Origin of the sequence: Brucella anthropi ATCC 49188 (assembly GCF_000017405.1) — a bacterium.
Classification (GTDB): domain Bacteria; phylum Pseudomonadota; class Alphaproteobacteria; order Rhizobiales; family Rhizobiaceae; genus Brucella; species Brucella anthropi.
On record NC_009667.1, the window covers coordinates 1,925,064 to 1,946,874 of the forward strand.

Here is a 21,811-nt window from a genome sequence, read left to right on the forward strand (position 1 = left end):
TTCTACGAGAATTTGTTATGAATGTTTCATTCTATTGAAAAGATCCACGATCTGCATGTGTTCACGGGTAAAACGCTTGGAGGAGCGCCGGAATACAGCAGGCGGAAGGTAAAGCGTTAACGCAAACCGGCGGGGAGTGCCGGACAAGGGAGGAGTGAACATGCAATCTCTATTGAAATCGGCAGTGGCCGGGGTGGCGTTGCTGGCTGCGTCTTTCGCAGCACACGCGGCCGATATTAATATCGTTGTCGTCAGTCACGGTCAGGCATCGGATCCGTTCTGGTCTGTCGTCAAGAACGGCGTTGCCGAAGCGGCAAAGGATACGGGCGCGAAGGTCGATTATCGTGCGCCAGAAACCTTTGACATGGTGCAGATGGCCCAGCTTATCGATGCGGCGATCAATCAGAAGCCGCAGGGTATTGTGGTTTCCATTCCAGATGCGGATGCGCTTGGACCATCGATCCAGCGTGCTGTAGCAGCCGGTATTCCCGTCATTTCCATGAATTCCGGTTCCGATGCCTCGAAGAAGCTCGGCGCTCTGCTGCATGTTGGACAGGATGAATTTGATGCCGGTAAGGTAGCAGGTGAAGCATTGAAGAATGCTGGCGGCAAAAAGGGCATTTGCGTCAACCAGGAAGTGGGTAACGTCTCGCTCGATCAGCGCTGCGCAGGCTTCAAAGAGGGCTTTGGTGATGTAACGGTTCTGCCGACATCGACCGATCCTGCTGAAAACGAAGCCAAGGTTCGCGCTGCTCTGGCATCTGATGCTGCCGTCGACACAATCCTGACGCTCAATGCGACACTTGCAGGTGAACCGGCCGTGAAAGCCGCCGCCGAAAGCGGTCGCAGCGGAATCCACGTTGCGACGTTCGACATGTCGGCTGGCTTCCTGGAAGCTGTTGAAAAGGGACAGGCGGACTTCGCCATCGACCAGCAGCAGTTCCTGCAAGGCTACCTTCCGGTCTCGTTCCTCGCGCTTAATGCGAAGTACGGTTTGATGCCGGGCGGCAATGTTCCATCGGGCCCGAACCTGATCACCAAAGACAAGGCCAAGCAGGTCGTGGAACTTTCGGCCAAGGGCATCCGGTAAGCATTGTTTCGACCATCTGATATCGAACCCGCCCATGAAAATGGGCGGGAACGGGTCTCTGTGCCCAGAATGCATCAGGAGAAGATCATGAGTGAGCCACTTCCCCATGAAAAGGCCAACACAGCGGCGCTATCGAAGGATGAGCGGCTTCAGTCGGCGAGCCCAATGCAACGGCTCCTGAGCCGACCGGAATTAGGAGCGGTATCCGGCCTGATCCTAATTACGGTCTTTTTCGTTTCAGTTGCCAATCCGGCGATGTTTACTGCTGCCGGCATCATGAACTTCATGGCTCCTGCTTCGCAGCTCGGCATTCTGGCAGTCGCCGCAGCGCTTCTTATGATCGGCGGTGAATTCGACCTGTCTATTGGCTCGATGGTAGCTTTTGCAGGCCTGATCTTCGCCGCTGCCCTTGTCGTCTGGCAGGTGCCGCTCGGTATTGCCATCATCGTCACACTGCTGTTCGCCGCTTTCGTGGGGATGGTGAATGCGCAGATTGTTATCCGGACTGGATTGCCATCATTTATTGTGACGCTCGCATTCCTGTTCATTTTGCGTGGTCTGTCGCTAGTCGGGCTGAAATGGGCAACAGGTGGCGCTACGCAGCTGCGTGGCGTGAAGGAAGCTGTAGCGGGCAGTTATCTTGCGGGCCTGTTTTCCGGCGATGCTTTTCAGGGACTTTTCGCCTGGATGGCTGAAAACGATCTGATTGACAAATTTCCCAATGGTGAGCCTTCGGTAAAAGGCGTGCCGGTCGAGGTTCTGTGGTTCATCGCCATCGCACTTATTGCAACCTATGTGCTGGTACGCACACGCTTTGGCAACTGGATTTTCGCGGCCGGCGGTGATGCTCTGGCTGCACGCAATTCCGGTGTTCCTGTCCGTCGCGTCAAGACAACGCTATTCATGTGCACGGCAATGGCTGCGGCATTGGTGGCTATTCTTACCGTTCTGGATGCCGGTTCAACTGATGCGCGCCGGGGCTTCCAGAAGGAGTTCGAGGCGATTATCGCTGCGGTCATTGGCGGCTGTCTGCTGACCGGCGGTTATGGTTCTGCAATCGGTGCGTTCTTCGGCGCGATCATCTTCGGCATGGTTCTGATCGGGCTGACCTATACCCAGATCGATCAGGACTGGTATCTGGTCTTCCTGGGAGGAATGCTTCTAATCGCGGTGCTCTTCAACAATTTCATTCGCAAGCGCGCGACCGGCGAGCGCTGAGAGGGAGATTTGCCATGACGACACCCATCATCGAAGTTCGCAATCTCGTTAAACATTTCGGTCCGGTCATTGCATTGAACGGTGTTTCATTGAGCGTCGAACCGGGGCAGGTCCATTGCCTGCTTGGCGACAATGGAGCCGGTAAATCAACCCTGATCAAGACGCTTTCTGGCGTGCACAAGCCGACCAGTGGCGACTTTCTGGTCGAAGGAAAGCCTGTCACCTTCAACAGTCCGCGCGATGCGCTCGATCATGGGATTGCGACAGTTTATCAGGATCTTGCGATGATCCCGCTAATGTCGGTCATGCGGAATTTCTTTCTGGGACGGGAACCGACCAAAGGCATCGGCCCGATACGCTGGTTCGATACGCAGCAGGCGGAAGAAGTTACGCGTGAGGAGATGCGCAAGATCGGGATCGATGTCCGTGATCCGCAGCAGGCTGTCGGAACGCTTTCCGGCGGTGAGCGGCAGTGTGTGGCGATTGCCCGCGCCGTCTATTTCGGCGCGAAAGTGTTGATCCTCGATGAACCGACTTCCGCGCTGGGGGTCCGGCAAACGGCGATGGTTCTCAAATACATCAATCTGGTGCGCTCACGCGGGCTGGGTGTGATCTTCATTACACACAATGTCCGTCATGCTCATGCGGTCGGTGACAAATTCACAGTTCTCAATCGCGGGATAACGCTTGGAACGCGAACGAAGAACGATGTGGACATGGACGAATTGCAAAGCCTCATGGCAGGTGGGCAGGAACTCGCCGACCTGACTGCTGAACTGGGCGGTCGGGTCTGACCGGGATTTTCGGAGCGTAGAATGAACGGACAATTCAATGGCAAAGTTGCCGTCATTACCGGAAGCACGCAAGGGCTTGGCGCAGCAACTGCGAAACTGTTTGCAGAGAGAGGCGCCAAAGGTCTCGTTATATGCGGGCGTTCGGTTGAAAAAGGGCGAGCGCAAGTCGATCAGTTGGCAAATCTCGGAGCCAAAGCGGTCTTCGTGCAGGCTGATCTTGAGAAGGTGGAAGACTGCCGCAAGATCGTTTCGGAAGCCGACCGTGTTTTTGGAAGGCTGGACGTTCTCGTAAACGCTGCTGGTTTGACGGATCGGGGCACCATTCTGGATACGAGCCCGGAATTGTTCGACCGCTTGTTTGCGGTGAATACACGAGCGCCATTCTTCCTCATTCAAGAAGCGATAGAGCTGTTCCGGCGCGACAAGATCGAGGGAACGATTGTCAATATTTCTTCGATGTCGTCCATGGGCGGCCAGCCTTTCATTGCAGCCTATTGCGCTTCCAAGGGGGCGCTGGACACACTGACCCGCAACGTAGCCTATTCGGTTTTGCGCAATCGTATTCGCATCAATAGCCTGAATATTGGCTGGATGGCATCAGACGGCGAAGACCGTATCCAACGCGAGTTTCACAATGCGCCGGAGAACTGGCTGGATGAAGCGGCTAAGAGCCAGCCTTTCGGAAGGCTGATTGAACCGGTCGAAGTTGCCCGCGCGATAGCATTTCTGGCTTCGGAAGAATCCGGCTTGATGACTGGCGCCATCGTGAATTTCGATCAATCCATTTGGGGCGCTTACGGTTCATCTCCACATCCCGATCAGCCGCTTTGAGCGTTTGATAGTATCTGTGTGTTTGAATGAACGGGATAGTAACCGGTTCAATAGCTGAAATGGCGCGGAAGGTATTTCGTTGAAATTACCAATGATTTTTGTGTTGCCTTGTTCGAGTATTGCTTGAGAAAGCCCAAAAATATTGTGAGGAACATTTACGATCCTGCTTGCGCTTGCAATTTCAGGTAGTTAGAGCATCTGTCTGCCTGACCGATTCAGGCTGTGTGTTTTAAGCAGTTGTTTCAGCCGTATTTACGCGATGTCGAAACCTCCCTTTCGTCAGTGAATTCGTTCTGGCAATGGCTTGCACAGACACCGTTTTAATTTGCGCTGAAAGGACCAGCATCGTGGAGCAGGCAAAGAACGGAACCCGTAAGGGTGGGCGCAAGGCGCTGTGGGCGGCAGTTGCGGTAATCGCTATCGCTGCTGCCGGTTTGACCGGATACAAGATCACACTTGAGAACACGATCACGTCGCAGCTTGAAAAGCGTGGCGGCAAAGCATCTTCCGTCGAAGCCGACTTTCTCGGACGTATTCATCTGCGCGACGTGACGTTGCCGTTGAAGGATGGCTCCAACGTCCGTATCGCTTCGGTTGACGGTCGCCCCAAGTTTCTGTTCCTGACCGGCATGTTGAATGCGTCGGGCATTGATACGGAGATCGGAAACTACAAGGTTTCCATTCCAAGCGTGGCAATCGAAGACGCTAATTTCGATACAGCCATGCTGAAGGATACTTTCGGCAATAGCGGTCTGACGCTGCCGGAACGCGTTGGTCGTTTCTCGGCAAAGCGCCTGACTGCGCAGGAAATCAAGGTTGTCCAGACAGTCGCGAATAACGAACAGAACATCGTCTATAAGGACGTTGCGCTGGAAGATATCAACCTCGGTAAGGTTGCTCGTTATACGGCGGGCGGCACGATTTTCGACTTCACGATCCAAGTGCCGGGTGAAGACGGCGAAAAAGTCACGGACAAGATGACAGGCACCATGGGTGCCGCAGAGGGCAAAGACATTGATGGTGTCTTCCTCGCCCGCCTCTATACCGAAAAGGCAGGCCCGGACGATAAGGAAGCAAAGCCGGTCTATGGCCCGTTTTCGGCGAAGAACATCGTCATGAAGACGAAGGATGCGAACTTCAGCTACGATGAGATTCGCAGCAACGGTTTCACGGCTCGTATGCCCGCCGTACCGTTCACCGAAACCTTGGAGAAGCTCCAGTCTCTCGAAAATGCGGACGAACTTTCACAGGAAGAGACGCGCGAGCTTATTCTTCAGTTGAGTTCCCTGTTCGACACGATCGGTAAGGGCGATGTCGAAATGCTCGGCATGAAGATCGAGCCAACTGATTCATCGAAAGGCAAGGGCAGTATCGAACGCGTCGCAGTTGCTTTCGACAATCAGAAGATGGATGCGACCATCAAAGGCTTGGCCTTCTCCGAAGGTCAGGACTACATGAAGATGGAGGAAGCTTCCTTGAAGGGCTTCTCCTGGGCGACTTCAGTCGAAGCCTTGAAGAAGTTTGCGGCGCTGAATGAGGACGAAGTTGAAAACTTCCCTTTCACGACCATGCTTCCGGAATTCGGCACGCTTCGGGTAGTGGGGATCGACGCCGATCTGCCGTACGAAAAGTCTGAAGATGTGGACGCAGGCGAGGAAAATGCGGATGAGGGAGAGCAGGCTGCAACCGAAGAATCGTCGGTTCCTTCGCTGCCTGAACGCATTCAGTTTGCCATGAAGAACTATGAAGTCGCTCTCAACAAGCCTTACAACGGTATTCCGACCGATGTGCGCGTCGCTTACGAAGACATGTCGATCAAAGTGCCGACACAGGCTGATGACGAGTTCTACCAGCAGCTTCGGAAGCTTGGTTATGATAGTCTCACCATGTCTTCAAACTTCGAAGCAAGCTGGGATGAGGCAAACCAGGATCTGATCATCAAGGACATTTCGATCAGCGGTAAGGATATGGGTTCCGTATCCATGTCTGGTTTGATGGGCGGACTGACGAAGGAATTCTTCTCTGGCGATAAGGTGATGATGCAGGTCGCTCTGCTCGGGCTCAAGGCCAAGCAGGTAAACCTGAAGGTTGAAGAAAAGGGCATTATCGCTAACGCGATCAAAATTTATGCCGAAGAAAAAGATATGTCGGAAGACGAAGTACGCGGCACGATGTCTCTGATGGCTGCAGCCGCTCTGCAAGAGCTGGCAGCGGAGCAGCCACAGTTGCAGGATGTTGCGACGGCGTTTTCGACGTTCTTGGCTAAGCCGAATATTTTCGAGCTGACCGTCAAGTCGAAAGCCGAAAAAGGCATTGGCGCTCTCGAAATGGTAGCTGCATCGCAGGATCCGACCTTGCTGCTCGACAAGGTCGATATCGAAGCCAAGGCGGAATGATCGACTATTCCGCTGATCTGAGTGAAACGCCGGCCTTTGGCCGGCGTTTCTGTAATCAGAGCTTCACCAAAACATTACACAAGGGTCATGCCCTTGATATATAAGGGTCCTAGTAAGCCTCGGAAATAACGAGGCCAACATGACCAGAAAAAATGTCCTGCTTATCGTCGTTGATCAATGGCGAGCAGATTTTATCCCCCACCTGATGCGGGCGGAGGGTCGCGAACCCTTCCTCAAAACTCCCAATCTTGATCGCTTGTGCCGGGAAGGCTTGACCTTCCGCAACCACGTCACAACCTGTGTGCCGTGTGGACCAGCAAGGGCAAGCTTGCTTACTGGCCTTTACCTGATGAACCATCGGGCGGTACAGAACACTGTTCCGCTTGATCAGCGCCATTTGAACCTCGGCAAAGCCCTCCGCGCCATCGGCTATGATCCCGCGCTCATTGGTTACACGACGACGACGCCTGACCCGCGTTCGACGTCCCCAAGAGATCCGCGTTTCACGGTTCTTGGCGATATCATGGACGGGTTTCGCTCAGTGGGCGCATTCGAACCCAATATGGACGGATATTTCGGCTGGGTGGCGCAGAACGGTTTTGAACTGCCGGAGAACCGGGAAGATATCTGGCTGCCAGAAGGGGAGTATTCCGTTCCCGGTGCTACCGACAAGCCGTCGCGTATCCCGAAGGAGTTCTCGGATTCCACATTCTTCACGGAACGCGCGCTGACCTACCTTAAGGGCAGGGATGGCAAGCCATTCTTTCTGCATCTAGGTTACTACCGCCCGCACCCGCCATTCGTCGCCTCCGCGCCTTATCATGCGATGTACAAGGCCGAAGATATGCCTGCGCCGGTTCGCGCGGAAAGTCCGGATGCCGAAGCGGCACAGCATCCGCTTATGAAGCACTATATAGATCATATCAGGCGTGGTTCGTTTTTCCATGGGGCGGAAGGCTCCGGCGCAACGCTGGACGAAGGCGAGATTCGCCAGATGCGCGCCACCTATTGCGGCCTGATTACGGAAATCGACGATTGTCTGGGGCGGGTCTTCGCTTACCTTGATGAAACTGGTCAGTGGGACGACACACTAATCATCTTCACCAGCGACCATGGTGAGCAGCTCGGTGATCATCATCTGCTCGGCAAGATCGGCTACAACGACGAAAGTTTCCGTATTCCTTTGGTTATAAAGGATGCGGGGGAGAACCGGCACGCTGGCCAGATCGAAGATGGGTTTTCCGAAAGCATCGATGTCATGCCCACCATCCTCGAATGGCTCGGCGGGGAAACGCCACGCGCTTGCGACGGACGTTCGCTGTTGCCATTTCTGGGTGAGGGAAAACCCGCCGACTGGCGCACAGAATTGCATTACGAATTCGACTTCCGCGACGTCTTCTACGATCAGCCGCAGAACTCGGTACAGCTCTCCCAGGATGATTGCAGCCTCTGTGTGATCGAGGACGAGAACTACAAGTACGTGCATTTTGCGGCCCTGCCGCCGCTGTTCTTCGATTTGAAGGCGGACCCGCACGAATTCAACAATCTGGCTGAAGACCCCGCTTATGCGGCTCTCGTTCGCGACTACGCCCAGAAGGCTTTGTCGTGGCGACTGTCTCATGCCGACCGGACACTGACCCATTACAGATCCGGCCCGCAAGGGCTCACAACGCGCAACCATTGATCTCAGGAGCAACCAAATGATCAATCTGACCCGACGCGGAATGCTTGGCCTTTCAGCCGGCGCCGCCGGTTCGCTCGTCCTGCCGCGATTTGCAATCGCACAGGCTGACAATCGCCCATCGATCACCATTGCTGTGCAGAAGGTGGCAAACAGCAACACGCTTGACGTTCTTCGCGAACAGTCGAATGTCGGCGAACGCGTTTTCTTTTCCAGTATCTGGGAGGCGTTGATCGACCGCGACTGGCTGGGCGGTCTTTCGGCTGTGCCTGGTCTTGCGACCGAATGGACCCGCATCGATGACAAGACGGTCGAGCTAAAGCTCCGTCAGGGGGTGAAGTTCCACAATGGCGATGAGATGACCGCCGAAGACGTTGCCTTCACTTTTGGCAAGGAGCGCATGTTTGGCGACACGCAACCAGCCGAAGGCAAGACGATTTACGTCACGGAGAAAAATCCGCTCGGTCGTGAAAGCAAGGAACTGCCGCTTGAAGTGCCAGCGACGGCACGTCGTTCCTGGCCAGCCTTGCTGGGTGTCGAAATTGTCGACAAATACACGGTGCGCTTCAAGAATGGTACGCCAGACGTCACCATGGAAGGCCGTATCTCCCGTTACGGTAGCCAGATTATGAGCCGTCGTGGCTGGGAAGAGTCGCCTAGCTATCTCGACTGGGCGCGCAAGCCGGTTACCACCGGGCCCTACAAGGTTGTCGAGTTCAAGCCGGACAACATGCTGGTGCTCGAAGCTCACGACGAATATTGGGGTGGACGCCCACCGCTGAAGCAGATCCGTTTCATCGAGGTGCCGGAAGTTGCCTCCCGCATCAATGGTCTGCTCTCGGGCGAATATCAGTTTGCCTGCGATATTCCACCGGATCAGATCGAAGGTATCGAAAAGAATGACGCTTTCGAGGTTCAGGGCGGTACGATCCTCAACCACCGTCTAACTGTATTCGACAAGTTCCATCCGCAACTGGAAAATCCGTTGGTGCGTCGCGCATTTACCCATGCGATCGACCGTCAGGCGATCGTGGATTCGTTGTGGGCCGGTCGTACGGTCGTTCCGGCTGGTCTCCAGTGGGACTACTATGGCGATATGTTCGTTCAGGGCTGGAGTGTTCCGGAATATAACCCGGATCTCGCCAAGCAGCTTCTAAAAGAAGCCGGTTACAAGGGCGATGCCATCCCTTACCGCCTGCTCAACAACTACTACACGAACCAGACCCCAACCGCGCAGATCCTTGTGGAGATGTGGAACCAGGTGGGGCTGAACGTCGAAATTCAGATGCAGGAAAACTGGCAGCAGGTTCTGGAGAAGAGCCCAGGACGTGCCGTGCGCGACTGGTCCAATTCCGCACCGTTCAACGATCCGGTTTCGTCTATCGTCAGCCAGCATGGCCCGAATGGTCAGCAGCAACAGGTCGGTGAATGGACGAATGAGGAGGCGAACAAGCTTTCCGTCATTATGGAAACGAGCACGGATCACGCCAAGCGCAAGGAAGCATTCAAGCGGATGCTGGAAATCTGCGAACGTGAAGATCCAGCCTACACCGTCCTTCACCAGAACGCGACTTTCACCGCCAAGCCGAAGTCATTGAAGTGGAAGGCGGCGCCCGCTTTCGCGATGGACTTCCGCAAAAACAACTGGGCCTGATCCATTTGTAGAGGCGAGCCCGGCTCAATCGGGCTCGCTTTTCCTTTGGGGTTTCAAACCCCGCGACTGTGAATGAACCAGAAGGATTGCATGATGCCGCTGGTCGAAATTTCCAATCTCAAAGTGGCCTTTGATGGCGTGCCGGTTCTGCATGGTATCGACCTTTCGATTGAGCGAGGCGAAGCTGTCGGATTAGTCGGGGAGTCCGGCTGCGGCAAGTCTGTGACCTGGCTGGCAGCGCTCGGTCTCTTGCCGAAAAAGGCGTCGATCTCCGGTAGTGTTCTCCTTGAAGGAACAGAATTGCTGACTGCATCGCGCAGCACACTCGAAGGTGTTCGGGGTGGCCGTATTGCGATGATCTTTCAGGACCCATCGAGTTCTCTAAATCCGGTTATTCGGGTCGGGCGCCAGATTGAGGAGGCCGTGCGGCTTCATCGCAATCTGAGAGGACCTGCAGCCCGATCAGAGGTTTTGCGATTGATGGAATTGGTGGGAATACCCGATGCGCGTCGCCGTATCGATAATTATCCGCACGAATTTTCCGGTGGCCAGAACCAGCGTTTGATGATTGCCATGGCGCTGGCGGGCAATCCTGATATCCTTATCGCGGATGAGCCCACGACAGCACTTGATGCTACGATTCAGGCTCAAATTCTTGATCTATTGGCCGCATTGCGTGCGGAAACCGGCATGGCTGTGGTCTTTATCAGCCATGATCTTGGTGCAGTGTCGCAAATTTGCGAACGTGTTTCCGTCATGTATGCCGGGCGTATCGTTGAACAGGCCCGGACCGAAGCGCTCTTTGCTGCTCCGCGCCATCCTTATACGCACGGCCTGTTCGATTCTATTCCGAACCTTGATGGCGGGCGCAATCGTCTGATCCCCATTGAGGGCACAGTTCCTGAGCCGGGCAAGCTTCCGCAAGGTTGCGCATTTTCGCCACGCTGCTTGAGCGCGAGTGATCTGTGCGCGCGAAGCCTCCCCAGGCTCGGTGTTCCGCAGGACGATGCCGGTGAGGGGCGCATGGTCTCGTGCTTTCATCCCTATCCGGCTACCTCGCATTTGCCGCCATCCATGAGTGACCATGTTTCAGTCCCGGCGAGCACAAGGGCAATAGCACAATGACAGCTGCTCTCATCGAAGCTCGCGACCTTGTCAAAACCTACACGTCGCGCAAAGGTCCGTTCGCAAAACCGGTCGCGGTGCGCGCGGTCGACGGGCTTTCCATATCGGTCGCTCCGGCAACAACACTGGGCATTGTTGGCGAGTCCGGTTCGGGTAAATCCACGACCGGGCGGCTGCTTCTCGGTCTGGAAGATCCCAGCGAGGGAGAGGTGACGTTTGAAGGTTCAGCCCTACCTCGCCAGAAGACCGCAAGCTGGCGCGCTTTGCGGGCGCGTATGCAGCTTGTCTATCAGGACCCTCTGGCAGCTCTGGACCGACGGTTGCCGATTGGCCGTCAGATTGCCGAACCACTGGAGATTCACGGAATTGGAACCGCTGCTGAGCAGAAAGCGCGTGTTGCAGAGCTGATGCGAGCGGTCGGCCTTCGTCCCGATCAGGCTTCGCGCTATCCGCATGAGCTTTCAGGCGGGCAGCGCCAGCGTGTCGTCATTGCACGCGCCATCGCATGCAAGCCGCAACTCATTGTTTGCGACGAACCTGTATCGGCGCTGGATGTTTCCATTCAGGCGCAGGTTGTGAATCTTTTGCGCGATTTGCAGGAACGCGAAGGCATCGCCATGGTTTTCATCAGCCATGATCTGAAGGTGGTACGCAATATTTCGGATCGTGTTGCGGTCATGTATCTGGGCCGGATCGTCGAAGAGGCGTCCTCGGACGAGATTTTTGCCAAACCGCTTCACCCCTACACGCAGGCGCTGGTGTCCAGTGTCCCTGTCGCTGGAACTCCTCTCAGCGATCGCATCATCCTGCAGGGAGAGCCGCCGAACCCTGCCGCGCGACCTAATGGCTGTGCGTTTCACCCCCGCTGCCGTTTCGCGGCTCCGCGCTGCAGCAGCGAGACACCTGAACTCCTCGACATGCCAGCGGGACGCAAAGTGGCCTGCCATTTTGCAGGAACCCTGCAGACGGACAATATTCATGCTTAGATTTCTGATGGTTCGCGGGGTTCGCGCATTTGTGACCATTCTTCTTGTGGTGACATTCGCTTTCGTCGTTTTGCGTATGTCCGGTGATCCGGCCCAGATCATCATGGGACCGGACGCGCCACCGGAAGCGATAGCTGCCTTCCGGAAGAACTGGGGGCTCGATGATCCGCTCTGGCAGCAATATTTGCGCTATTTCGGCGCTATTGCGCGTGGCGATCTTGGGATATCGATGCGCGATGGCCAATCTGCAATCGCACTGGTGACCGAGCGCATTCCCGCGACGCTTCAACTTACGATACCGGCATTGTTGATCAAACTTGGGCTTGGCATTCCGGCCGGAATTTATGCTGCGTTGCATCGCAACAGCTTCATTGACCGGGCTGTCATGGCTACTGCCGTCATCGGCTTCACTTTACCGAGTTTTGTACTTGGCTTGTTGCTCGTGCTGGTGTTCTCGGTTTCGTTGGGCTGGTTGCCCTCGGGCGGGCAGGACAGCTGGATGCATGCCATTCTACCCATAATCACCATGGGGCTCGGCGGCGCGGCCATTCTGGCGCGGTTCTCCCGCAGCGCAATGATCGAGATTCTGGGGCAGCCCTATATTCGCACGGCGAGCGCCAAAGGTGTGTCCTGGCGAAATGTTGTCTGGCGTCATGCATTGCCTAACGCGGCCATCCCGATTGTCACTATCGTCGGGTTTATGGTCGGATCGCTGATTGCAGGTGCGGTGGTGGTTGAATCGCTCTTTTCCTGGCCAGGCGTGGGCAGATTGCTCGTGGTTTCGGTAGCCAATCGCGATCTTGCTATCGTGCAATGCATATTGCTTCTCGTGGCCGCGACGATGGTGATCTCCAATTTCATTGTTGATCTTCTCTATGGTTATCTCGATCCGCGTCTGCGTCAGGCGCAGGGCAAGGCGTGAGGCTGAACCGATGACGGATATGACCGCCAATACCGCCACTGTTTCCACGCAACCGAAAAAGAGCCGTAAAAGCATTCCGCTGATGGTCATCATCGGCTTTGTCTGGATCGCCGCAATGATCCTGATTGCGCTGACTGCGGACTGGATAAAACCCTACAACATTACAGCCTTTGACCTGAAAAACCGCCTCGCACTGCCGGGGAACGCACAGCATTGGCTGGGTACTGATGAGCTGGGACGTGACGTGCTTTCACGCCTCATCGAATCCATTCGCATTTCGCTGCTCATCGCGTTTGGTGCGACGATCATTTCAGCGGTGTTCGGGACGACACTGGGTTTCCTCGCAGCTTATTTTCGAGGCGCGGTGGAGCAGGTTGTGGTCATGCTGGCTGATTTTCAGGCGGCGTTGCCATTCCTGATTTTGTCGCTTGCCGTGCTGGCATTTTTCGGAAGCTCGCTTTTGTTGCTGACCTGCCTGATGGGCTTCTACGGCTGGGAACGTTATGCCCGTATCGCGCGTGGGCTGGCTGTCTCAGCGAATGCACAAGGTTATGCAGCAGCGGTTACCCAGCTCGGCGCTACGCCGTCGCGGGTGTATCTCAAACATATCCTCCCGAACATTGCTTCAACGCTAATCGTCTCGATGACGTTGACATTCCCGGAGATTATTCTCCTTGAAAGCAGCCTCTCGTTTCTGGGCCTCGGCGTACAGCCGCCGATGACCAGCCTTGGTAATATGGTTGGTTATGGTCGCGAATATCTCACTCGCGCACCGTGGATCATGCTCGCGCCGTCATTTGTGATCATGTTCACGACGCTGTCGATCAGCTTTGTGGGTGATTGGCTACGCGACAAGCTGGACCCGACCACGAGATAAGACCGGTCAACTTCCAACACTTGGACCTTGCGATTCTGAAAGCGAGTTGTTTAGTGTGAGGCGACAGAATTTTTATAGGAACTGACGTCTTATGTTGAAGAACATCAATCCATTGCTGACCGGCTCGCTGCTCGAGGTTCTTGCCGATATGGGGCACGGAGACGATCTCGTGATTGTTGATGCCAATTATCCGGCGCAGTCCTCTGGTGTCCACGTGCTGGACTTTCCGGGGATCACTGCAACGGATATGGCCGAGGCAGTGTTGTCGCTGTTGCCTTTGGACGATTTTGTCGACAAGCCAGCCGCCGTCATGCAGGCGCCCAATGAAACGCCGGCGATTTTCAAGGAATTTGAATCGGTCATAGAAAAGGCTGAGGGGCGAAAGATTTCCGTCGATCCAGTTGAAAGATTTGCTTTTTATCACCGCGCTCGCGATGCGTTCGCGATCATTCGGACCGGTGAGAAGCGGCTTTATGGCAATATCATTTTCAAGAAGGGCGTCATCCGCTCTTGAACGGTGAAATTGACATCGGCGTATGAAAAACCCGGGCATTGAGCCCGGGTTTTTTATTTCAGCTTTATTCTTGTGGCTTCTCTGCCTGATCCTTCATCGGGCCTTTATGCTCACCACCTTTGTGGTTGCCCATATGATGTGGACCTTTGTGGTGAGAGCCTCTGGCTTGGTGATACATCTTCGCGGCGCGCATTTCGCTGCGATCGATTTTGCCATCCTCATTTCGATCCAGTGCAGCGAATTCCTTCTTACGCTGGTTCTCCACTTCCGCAAGCGTAACCTTGCCGTCGCCATTGACGTCGAGGCGACGCTCCATGCGGTCAGCTGCCCGGCTCACGATGCGCTTGAGTGCCAGTGCTTCGATTTCGGCGCGAGAAAGTACGCCGTCGCCATCGGTATCGGCGGCCTTGAGGTCATCCATGCGTGAGAATTTCTCAAGATCGACGGGGCCACGCTTGCCCTTCATGTCCTTGTTTGGGGCAACGGCCGTCTCTGCTGCCGGTTTATCAGTATTTGCACTGCTATTTTCTTGTGCCAGTGCGGGTACAGCAAGCAAAGATGTTGCAATTACAGCGATAAATGCGGTCTTCGATTTCATGGCTATTTGACTCCATTACTCTTTTACAGGGGCGCCGCTAAAAGGCGTGCGAGTAATGTCTGTCTTTTTAGATGAACCGCATATGAATATGCCAATTAATTATCGGTAATGTATTGGGGAGTGTATGAGCAAACCAGAGTTGAAGCATTCTCCAAAGCGAAAAATCATCCGCAGGCACTGAGACACATATTCGTTCGGGCAAGAAGAATTTTTCTGATCCATCAGGATCAGTTATCAGCGGAAGCGTTTGTTTTCAGAAGAAAAAGTGGTGGGTGATGTAGGGATCGAACCTACGACCCGCTGATTAAGAGTTAGTTGGTCTATAGATATATTCGTCATCGCTGGATGTCTATGTGTATATATCATATTGATTTTAAATGCTTAATTAAATCTCTCGCTGATGCACGATTCCTGTCGCTTCCTTTCGATTGCTGCCTATGTTATCTCTAGGCAGCAAAGGAGGCAAGCATGTCGCAACCCGTCAAGCTGACAAAATCGTACATCGACAATCTACGGCCCACCGACAAGGACGCGATCTATTGGGATAGCGAACTGAAAGGGTTTGGCGTCAAGGTGACACCTAAAAACAGGAAGGTGTTTCTCGTGATGCACCGTCCGAAAGGTCATACCGGCGCTGCGAAGAAATATACCATCGGCACATATGGCGAATGGACCGTGCAGCAAGCGCGTGATCGTGCGCGTGAGGTTTTGACGGAAGGCAGCAAGGGCAATGATGTCGGCGCTATCGAACGTGTTGAACGACAGCGCAAATCATCCGACATTCTGACTGATCTGGTTGACGAGTTTCTGAAAAAACACGCTGCGCAGAACAAAACGCATGATGAGACAAAACGCATTCTAGAACGCGAGCTTTTATCGAAGCACGGCAAGAAATCCATACATGTCGTCACCAAGCACGATATTCTATCTGTGCTTGAAGGCATACGGGATCGCGGCGCACCCTACATGGCCAACCGTGTATTGGCTGCTATCCGCAAATTCATGAACTGGTGCGTGTCACGCGACATTATTGCAATCTCACCGGCCAACGGCATTTCATTACCTACAAGAGAGGTGTCGCGTGATCGCGTTCTTACGGCAGATGAAACGCGGGCCGCTTTGATGGCAGCTAAAAGCGTCGGTTATCCGTACGGAAATATTGTCGAATTGCTATTTCTGACAGCGCAACGACGCGATGAGGTTGGCGACATGCGATGGAGCGAACTCAATCTCGATAAAGCTACGTGGACGATACCAGCCGAACGCGTCAAGAATGGAAAGGCGCACGACGTGCACCTGTCAAAAGATGCATTGGCGCTGCTGCATTCAATTCCGCGCTTTGTGTCCGCCGACAACGTTGAAAGCGATCTGGTATTCACAACGACAGGCAACACGCCATTCAGCGGCTATTCAAAATCAAAAACGACGCTTGATAAAAAGATGCTGGAAGTGTTGCAAAAGATGGCGGAGGACAAAGGTGTTAATCCCGAATTGGTCAAATTAACACCTTGGCGGTTACACGACATACGCCGCACAGTTACGACCGAGCTTTCCAAACTTGGCGTTGCGATCCATGTTGCCGATGCTATCCTCAATCATAAGAGCGGCGTAATCAGCGGCGTTGCTGCCGTATATCAAAAGAATGCGTTCATTCAGGAAAGGCAAGATGCGCTGAATAAGTGGTGCGATCACCTCAACAAAATATGCGCAACGACGCCCAATGGCGTGGACACCAATGAAAATTCATGAACTGAGCAATGAGAATGTTCACAGCCACCTCAACCGAACAGGAAGTTCGTGAATTTCTGCGACATCGTTTTTCTGACATCGATGAAGCAAGTGCACATGCACTGAGGGAGGATAGCAGCTATCTACAAACACGCCGTAAAGGGCGTGCGCGATCTGATGAAGCACCAGACATTCGCGAATGGGTAGATCAGCGCGACGATGCCACAACCATTAGCGAACAGATTGATCGTATGTTGTCCGATAAAGACAAGGACAAGCACGATCAGACACGACGCCTCTATTATCGAGAATATAACAGAGCGCATCCGTTGCTCGATGCGTCACGCTCATACAATGAAACAGATTTTATCGAATGCATCCTCGCAAAACAATTTTCTGTTGCAGCGGCAATATTTAAAACTGTTTCCGATAATTCTGAGACAAAACACAACATACTGACGCTGCTAAACAAATATTTTTGACATACCGCCGTTTTCGAGGGCGTGGCACCTAAGAGCATCATTCAATTCTTTAGGATATGCTGCTATGCCTCTTGATACCCCGAACTGCCTGCTTCCCTTGCCTGATAATGACGAAACCTTGATCCCATCCCGGCTATTACCCCGATATATAGGCATATCGGCCCAGACGCTCGCCCGCTGGCGTCACGAAGGGAAAGGGCCAGTCTTTGTGAAGATTGGTCGCTTGGTCGCCTATAGGGTGTCGGACATCCGCCAATGGCTCATTGGTCACCAACGATCAAATACGACCCAGTAATGTATTTTATTACCGGAATATCGTAATTTCCCTGTTTATCTTATTGATAATAATGCTCTTTTTTCTCTTGCCTTTGGGGTTACGACCAAAAAAGAGCATTATTGGTTCAATCGGACCAAAAATAGAAACCCCTCCAAATGGTCGATAGTATTCTTTTCTCCCAAGTCGGTAAGCGTGAAGTGGTGGAAGTTCCTAGTCCAACGCCAGTTTTAGGAGGGGACGGTAAGCCGGTATATGCGGGTGGATTGCCAATTTTCAACATTCGAAACCGAAATGCAGATTATATGTATGGTGAAACATCATCCGTCAGCCGTGAGTTCACAAGAAAATATATATCTGCATCTGCGACGCGAGCAAAACCGATACAATTAGCAGTGTTCTTTGCTCTGGCAGAGACAGCCGAATGGGGAGAATGCATGATTGTTGTTGGTGATAATCATCATCCGATCATGACCAGTGATGTAAAAGCGCAAGCAGTCATGAAAACACACGGAAACAGAAGCTTTACACGAACTATTGATCAAATAGCGCAAGAAGTTAAAGCGTCGTATGGTGCTGTTCAAAAAGCGCTTGCGTTTTGGGAGAGTGAAGAAATAATGCAGCGAATAAAACCCTACGAACAAAAGTCAGTTATCGAAGAACATTGTAAATCAGGACGAAAAATAGAATTTAGACGTTATGAGTTTGATCCGTTTTATGTTTGGAATGGCCCTTTATGGCTTAGAACAGCATATGGTGAGATACATTAAAACGATAATGATGTGTGTTCGATGAATTAAAGTTCATCATTATTCATCACAATTCACGCGAACATACTCGTCACCGATGTTTTGGATACACGTTCTGCTGTAAGACGATGATGACCATCCATCGTATATTTCTATTGCAAAACTCTTTATGAAGATGCCGACGCCAAATATCCAAGGCACCATGAAAGCCAAAAACAAAATCGTTTCCAATGACTTGAAAACTTTCATGCTGCAATCCTCTTCTCCAGAACGTCTGTCAACGAAATGACGAACTCTAAATCACCATTGCTGCGAGTATGTTCTGGCCCATGAAAATGGATCGGGTTGACCATTTATGCGGCTGCGGCGTAGTTCGGCATTTTCGAGCGTGTTGGCCATGCGCGCTTGCGAGTTCGCCATCGAAGCCATTGCATTGCTTTGGTTTTGTGCCTGCATGATGTTGGCAGCGGTTTGTGCACGTATCGCAACGCGTTTGTTTCGTTCAGACTGAACTTGAGCGTAGACGCCCAAAATCTCCGAATTGGCCTTTGCTACGGATATTTTCCCACTGTCAATGCGCTGCGCCACATCGGTGCGTTTTGCCATCCTGTATCGGAGCAAATCTGCATCACTGCCAACTGCTGGCATGAGCGCCCGATCCGCTGCGTTCATGCAGTCGGCTTTTGCACGATGCGTCGGAAATTCCTTGCGTTCGCATTCCGCGATGCGCCGTGCATTTTGATCGAACGCTTTCTGTGTTCCGCTTAGCCCAGTACTGGTGCAGCCTGTCGTGACCCCTAAAATCAAACAGAGCGTCAGAATTCCGATCTTTTGCTTTGTCAATCTTCCGCCCCCGCTGCGTCTGGATTGCGTCTCATCATTTTCACGATGGATGATGAGAATACTCCGTGGAAGCATACTCTACAAGACGGTTTTCTCTTATGCATGGAAATTCGAGAGGTGCTCGCGCAGAATTTGAAAGCGCTCCGCCAAGCAAGAGGCTTGTCGCAGGAGGAATTGGCGCACCGTGCGGACATTGATCGAACCTACGTAAGTTCATTGGAACGATGCGTTTATAGCGCCAGCATTGATGTCGTGGATCGGTTAGCAATTGTGCTTGAAGTCGAAGCCTCCGACTTACTGAAAAAACAGGCTTCAGCACCAATTTCTGAGTGATCTTGAATGCTGTCGCAAAAATCCGACGATCATCACGCCATACGAACTGGCGCAGGCACTTGGCGTCAGTCATGTTGCTCTTGTTCAACCGGACGGCGATGGAATGCCACACTGAACATTTGGAACTCGACATGCACAGATCATGCATTCGGTTGCGAACCGTGTGGATTAGACCTTGGCCTATCGGGCCATGACGGGTTAAGCCTGTTAAAACATAGGCTGCTTCCCAAGCAGACGTAGGAAAAGCAGAAATCACTAGGAGGGAACCAAATCACATTCAGCGTCAATGCTCGTCCAGCGTACCTAGTTGCTCCACAAGATATTCACCAATCTCGATGACCGTTGCAAAATCACAGAGCATCTGTCCGTGAAAAAGAACAGGCTTCGCTTTGTCGCCAAACGAATGTGTCATGACAGGCTGAAATGCTCCAAGTGAGGCCTGCTGAGTAAATAGATCATCATATACATCTAAATCACCATTTTTCATGGCTACAGTTATCTCGGCTTCGAGACGTTGCCATTCCGCGCCGTCTTCTTCTCGGAGCGTTTTCGGAGGGATATAAAGCGGTATTCGATGCGCGAGCGCGTGACGATAATTCTCAAGGTACTCGAACCAGTCATTTGAAGTAGCGAGATACGCTTGAAACTTTGGCGATAAGCTTGAACGTACCGTCTTATTTTTTGGACCAAGCCCAACATGGCCATCGGGAACTGCGGTTCCATTGTCCTGAGTTATGTTGCCCTCCAAGCACCAAATCCAAGCAAGATTATCGATTGCGCCATAGACATTGACCAAGAACGAATGGAGAAAAGCCGTTGCGTCCATAAGCTCGTTGCGACTAGGCTGCTCATCGCTATCCGGCGGTATTGCGGAAAATGTTTGGTCGATGCTATGAAGAAGACATTGTAAGCGACGGGAAAGCCCATGGCGGGCATACTCAGATGCTCGTTTATTTCGATAATAACGCGCCATGATTTTGGTAGCGAGGTCGTCATGGCGATCCTTCCACGTGGAATGCATTTTCGCAAACTCGCTGATTGTTTCTGCCGGATAGAAGGGCATAATTGCCTCGAAACTAGAATGTTGGGATTGGTGCAAAGGCAATCCTCCAGTTAGGCGACTGCCCCGATAAGCGCAGCCATCGCGCATAGCGACTGGCTTCTCATCATTTTTCAAGTTCACGTCTAGATATTGTCGCAGGCACGATGAATAAGCATAGCTGTGCATCTGTGTCCATCTGTATGCAGCAAAGAGTTTGGATTTTTAAAAGGTGTTACGGGATAAATAGGATAAAATACCTAATGCAACACCTTGGATGAGCTAAACATAAACTCACTTGTGTTGGTGTTATACAACCGAGCGGACGTGCTTATTATCTGCGCTAAGAACGTCATCTTTGTTGCACGAAACCGGACGCAAAGCGCCGTTACTCAACTGTCTCTTTGGTGTTGAGTGCTACAACAGACTTCACCCACGTCCTGCTTTAATATATCAATCCTCACGTGAGTTTCTGAGCCAAAATTCTCGAACCGGAGAGTATTCGGCTGTTAAATGATAACTCTAATGAATTTGGGGCTGGGGGCTTTCCATGAAAATTCTAATACTAGCGGCAAGTCTGCTGTTTTCCTTCGTTTGCCAAACATTTGCAGCGACGATCAGTCTCGCTAATTGGAACGGTCACGAAATTATCTCCTTTGAGGGACCTATTGAGCAAGGTGATGCCGATAAGATTGCAGAAGTTTTGCCAAGAGCGGTTGATATGCCGTATGGCACTCCTGTCGTGCTCTTGAACAGCCCCGGTGGCTCTGTCGCGGAAGCGCTTAAAATTTCGAAAATTTTCGACGCATCTCCTGTGCATACGGTCATACCGAAAGGGGCTAAATGTGCTTCTGCGTGTGCCTCCATCGTCTTCATTGCTGGCAAATACCGCACCATGGAGGACGGTGCAGCGTTTGGTCAACATTCGTGTTCTATAAACGATCGGAAGTTCGAAACCTGCAATGAAATCATTTCTCAACATGCGGTTTTACACGGCGTATCTCACGGTAGTGTTGCGGCGTTTGTCACCTACACTGATCCAAGTGATATCCTTTGGTTTTCACGCGCAGACACCGAGGGATGGGGCATCACGAGATATCCCGGCGAAGACATGAGCGGCTTTGAGAAAAGCGAACCTCGCGCATTGAAGTTAATACTCGGCAAGGAGCCGCCCGCTCAATCGAAGTGGCGTATCAATTTTAAGAAAGATGGTTTCGAAGCGTTTGTACGAACAGTCAGCGATTACGAACGAGAAATGCAGTTAAATCTATTCTGTGTTGAAGCATTGAAAGGTCGTTTGTTTGTTGGAATGGAGATCAGTGGACCAGAGCAAGCGGTCAAGGATAGTGTCCTTGGTGCAATAATTTGGACGGATGTTACCAAATGGCAGTCACCCAATCCAATAATTCATCAGGTCGATGAAAATATGACAGAGCTTTTTATCGAAGTTCCTAAGAATGAAATCAAAAATCTTCTGACCAAAACAACGTTGTTGCAGTTTGGTGTTCTTCTACGCAAGCCTTATGAGCCGATGGTAGCTAGGACTTGGTTGGATAGTAGCAGGAAAGTTTTGCTGTTTGCAGCCAATAACTGTGTCAAAGAGTAGTTGACTGTAGGGAGCGCAATTATCGCAATGCAATGCCCGTCTGGCCGAAGATGCGGGATGGTCCGGCTCAC

The 21,811-nt window shown here is 52.5% G+C and carries 21 protein-coding genes and 1 pseudogene; 19 read left to right on the top strand and 3 right to left on the bottom strand.

All coding sequences use genetic code 11. The features are described 5' to 3' along the window. Positions 1 to 160: 160 nt before the first annotated feature. The 12 genes from OANT_RS09515 to OANT_RS09570 all read left to right on the top strand — a co-directional run bounded on the left by OANT_RS09515 (position 161) and on the right by OANT_RS09570 (position 14,088). Entirely contained in the window at positions 161 to 1,090 is a 930-nt protein-coding gene (locus OANT_RS09515) for a sugar ABC transporter substrate-binding protein (protein WP_012091817.1), read from the top strand. Between the two features lie 87 nt (positions 1,091 to 1,177). After that, entirely contained in the window at positions 1,178 to 2,308 is a 1,131-nt protein-coding gene (locus tag OANT_RS09520; RefSeq protein WP_012091818.1) for an ABC transporter permease, read from the top strand. 14 nt (positions 2,309 to 2,322) lie between these two features. Then, positions 2,323 to 3,102, top strand: coding sequence for an ATP-binding cassette domain-containing protein (locus OANT_RS09525; protein ID WP_010659800.1), 780 nt, complete (start codon positions 2,323 to 2,325; stop codon positions 3,100 to 3,102). 21 nt (positions 3,103 to 3,123) lie between these two features. After that, the gene (locus OANT_RS09530; protein ID WP_012091819.1) at positions 3,124 to 3,933 is read left to right on the top strand and encodes an SDR family oxidoreductase; all 810 of its coding nucleotides are present in this window, start codon (positions 3,124 to 3,126) and stop codon (positions 3,931 to 3,933) included. A gap of 347 nt (positions 3,934 to 4,280) precedes the next feature. Further along, entirely contained in the window at positions 4,281 to 6,329 is a 2,049-nt protein-coding gene (locus OANT_RS09535; RefSeq protein ID WP_040129207.1) for an aq_1923 C-terminal domain, read from the top strand. 139 nt (positions 6,330 to 6,468) lie between these two features. Then, on the top strand, positions 6,469 to 8,013 hold the full coding sequence (gene pehA, locus OANT_RS09540; RefSeq protein WP_012091821.1) for a phosphoric/sulfuric ester hydrolase PehA: 1,545 nt from the start codon (positions 6,469 to 6,471) through the stop codon (positions 8,011 to 8,013). A 16-nt stretch (positions 8,014 to 8,029) separates the two neighbouring features. Next, on the top strand, positions 8,030 to 9,664 hold the full coding sequence (locus OANT_RS09545) for an ABC transporter substrate-binding protein (protein WP_010659805.1): 1,635 nt from the start codon (positions 8,030 to 8,032) through the stop codon (positions 9,662 to 9,664). Between the two features lie 90 nt (positions 9,665 to 9,754). Further along, positions 9,755 to 10,789 (top strand): ABC transporter ATP-binding protein, encoded by a 1,035-nt coding sequence (locus OANT_RS09550; protein WP_012091822.1) that lies wholly within the window; start codon positions 9,755 to 9,757, stop codon positions 10,787 to 10,789. Next, positions 10,786 to 11,775 (top strand): ABC transporter ATP-binding protein, encoded by a 990-nt coding sequence (locus OANT_RS09555; protein ID WP_012091823.1) that lies wholly within the window; start codon positions 10,786 to 10,788, stop codon positions 11,773 to 11,775. Before OANT_RS09550 ends, OANT_RS09555 begins: the two co-directional genes overlap by 4 nt. Next, positions 11,768 to 12,697 (top strand): ABC transporter permease, encoded by a 930-nt coding sequence (locus OANT_RS09560; RefSeq protein ID WP_012091824.1) that lies wholly within the window; start codon positions 11,768 to 11,770, stop codon positions 12,695 to 12,697. Before OANT_RS09555 ends, OANT_RS09560 begins: the two co-directional genes overlap by 8 nt. A gap of 10 nt (positions 12,698 to 12,707) precedes the next feature. Continuing rightward, entirely contained in the window at positions 12,708 to 13,574 is an 867-nt protein-coding gene (locus OANT_RS09565; protein WP_012091825.1) for an ABC transporter permease, read from the top strand. A 91-nt stretch (positions 13,575 to 13,665) separates the two neighbouring features. Next, positions 13,666 to 14,088 carry an RbsD/FucU family protein gene (locus OANT_RS09570; RefSeq protein WP_010659810.1) on the top strand — a complete coding sequence of 141 codons (423 nt, stop codon included), beginning with the start codon at positions 13,666 to 13,668 and terminating at the stop codon, positions 14,086 to 14,088. Between the two features lie 64 nt (positions 14,089 to 14,152). Here OANT_RS09570 and OANT_RS09575 read toward each other — a convergent pair whose 3' ends face one another. Next, positions 14,153 to 14,686 (bottom strand): EF-hand domain-containing protein, encoded by a 534-nt coding sequence (locus OANT_RS09575; RefSeq protein ID WP_012091826.1) that lies wholly within the window; start codon positions 14,684 to 14,686, stop codon positions 14,153 to 14,155. A gap of 468 nt (positions 14,687 to 15,154) precedes the next feature. Here OANT_RS09575 and OANT_RS09580 point away from each other — a divergent pair, with 468 nt between their 5' ends. From OANT_RS09580 to OANT_RS26405, 4 genes are all read left to right on the top strand, one after another. Continuing rightward, positions 15,155 to 16,435, top strand: coding sequence for a tyrosine-type recombinase/integrase (locus OANT_RS09580; RefSeq protein WP_012091827.1), 1,281 nt, complete (start codon positions 15,155 to 15,157; stop codon positions 16,433 to 16,435). Positions 16,436 to 16,449: 14 nt separating this feature from the next. Then, a complete protein-coding gene (locus OANT_RS09585; protein ID WP_040129209.1) occupies positions 16,450 to 16,896 on the top strand; it encodes a hypothetical protein in 447 nt (148 codons plus the stop codon). Between the two features lie 64 nt (positions 16,897 to 16,960). Continuing rightward, positions 16,961 to 17,191 carry a helix-turn-helix transcriptional regulator gene (locus OANT_RS27415; RefSeq protein WP_040129211.1) on the top strand — a complete coding sequence of 77 codons (231 nt, stop codon included), beginning with the start codon at positions 16,961 to 16,963 and terminating at the stop codon, positions 17,189 to 17,191. A gap of 137 nt (positions 17,192 to 17,328) precedes the next feature. Continuing rightward, positions 17,329 to 17,940 carry a hypothetical protein gene (locus tag OANT_RS26405; RefSeq protein ID WP_012091829.1) on the top strand — a complete coding sequence of 204 codons (612 nt, stop codon included), beginning with the start codon at positions 17,329 to 17,331 and terminating at the stop codon, positions 17,938 to 17,940. Between the two features lie 279 nt (positions 17,941 to 18,219). On the opposite strand, the gene OANT_RS09600 is transcribed toward OANT_RS26405, so the two are convergent. Then, the gene (locus OANT_RS09600) at positions 18,220 to 18,762 is read right to left on the bottom strand and encodes a hypothetical protein (RefSeq protein ID WP_012091830.1); all 543 of its coding nucleotides are present in this window, start codon (positions 18,760 to 18,762) and stop codon (positions 18,220 to 18,222) included. Between the two features lie 102 nt (positions 18,763 to 18,864). Here OANT_RS09600 and OANT_RS09605 point away from each other — a divergent pair, with 102 nt between their 5' ends. Then, on the top strand, positions 18,865 to 19,095 hold the full coding sequence (locus OANT_RS09605; protein WP_012091831.1) for a helix-turn-helix domain-containing protein: 231 nt from the start codon (positions 18,865 to 18,867) through the stop codon (positions 19,093 to 19,095). After that, a pseudogene (locus OANT_RS27420) lies at positions 19,082 to 19,210 on the top strand (transcriptional regulator); the annotation flags it as partial. The gene OANT_RS09605 and the pseudogene OANT_RS27420, both read left to right, overlap by 14 nt. Before the next feature lie 168 nt (positions 19,211 to 19,378). Here OANT_RS27420 and OANT_RS09610 read toward each other — a convergent pair. Beyond that, the gene (locus OANT_RS09610) at positions 19,379 to 20,323 is read right to left on the bottom strand and encodes a hypothetical protein (protein WP_144243792.1); all 945 of its coding nucleotides are present in this window, start codon (positions 20,321 to 20,323) and stop codon (positions 19,379 to 19,381) included. Between the two features lie 361 nt (positions 20,324 to 20,684). Between OANT_RS09610 and OANT_RS27135 the strand changes: the two genes are divergently transcribed. Continuing rightward, complete coding sequence (locus tag OANT_RS27135) at positions 20,685 to 21,740, top strand: COG3904 family protein (protein WP_012091833.1); 1,056 nt, start codon at positions 20,685 to 20,687, stop codon at positions 21,738 to 21,740. The last annotated feature ends 71 nt before the right edge of the window (positions 21,741 to 21,811 follow it).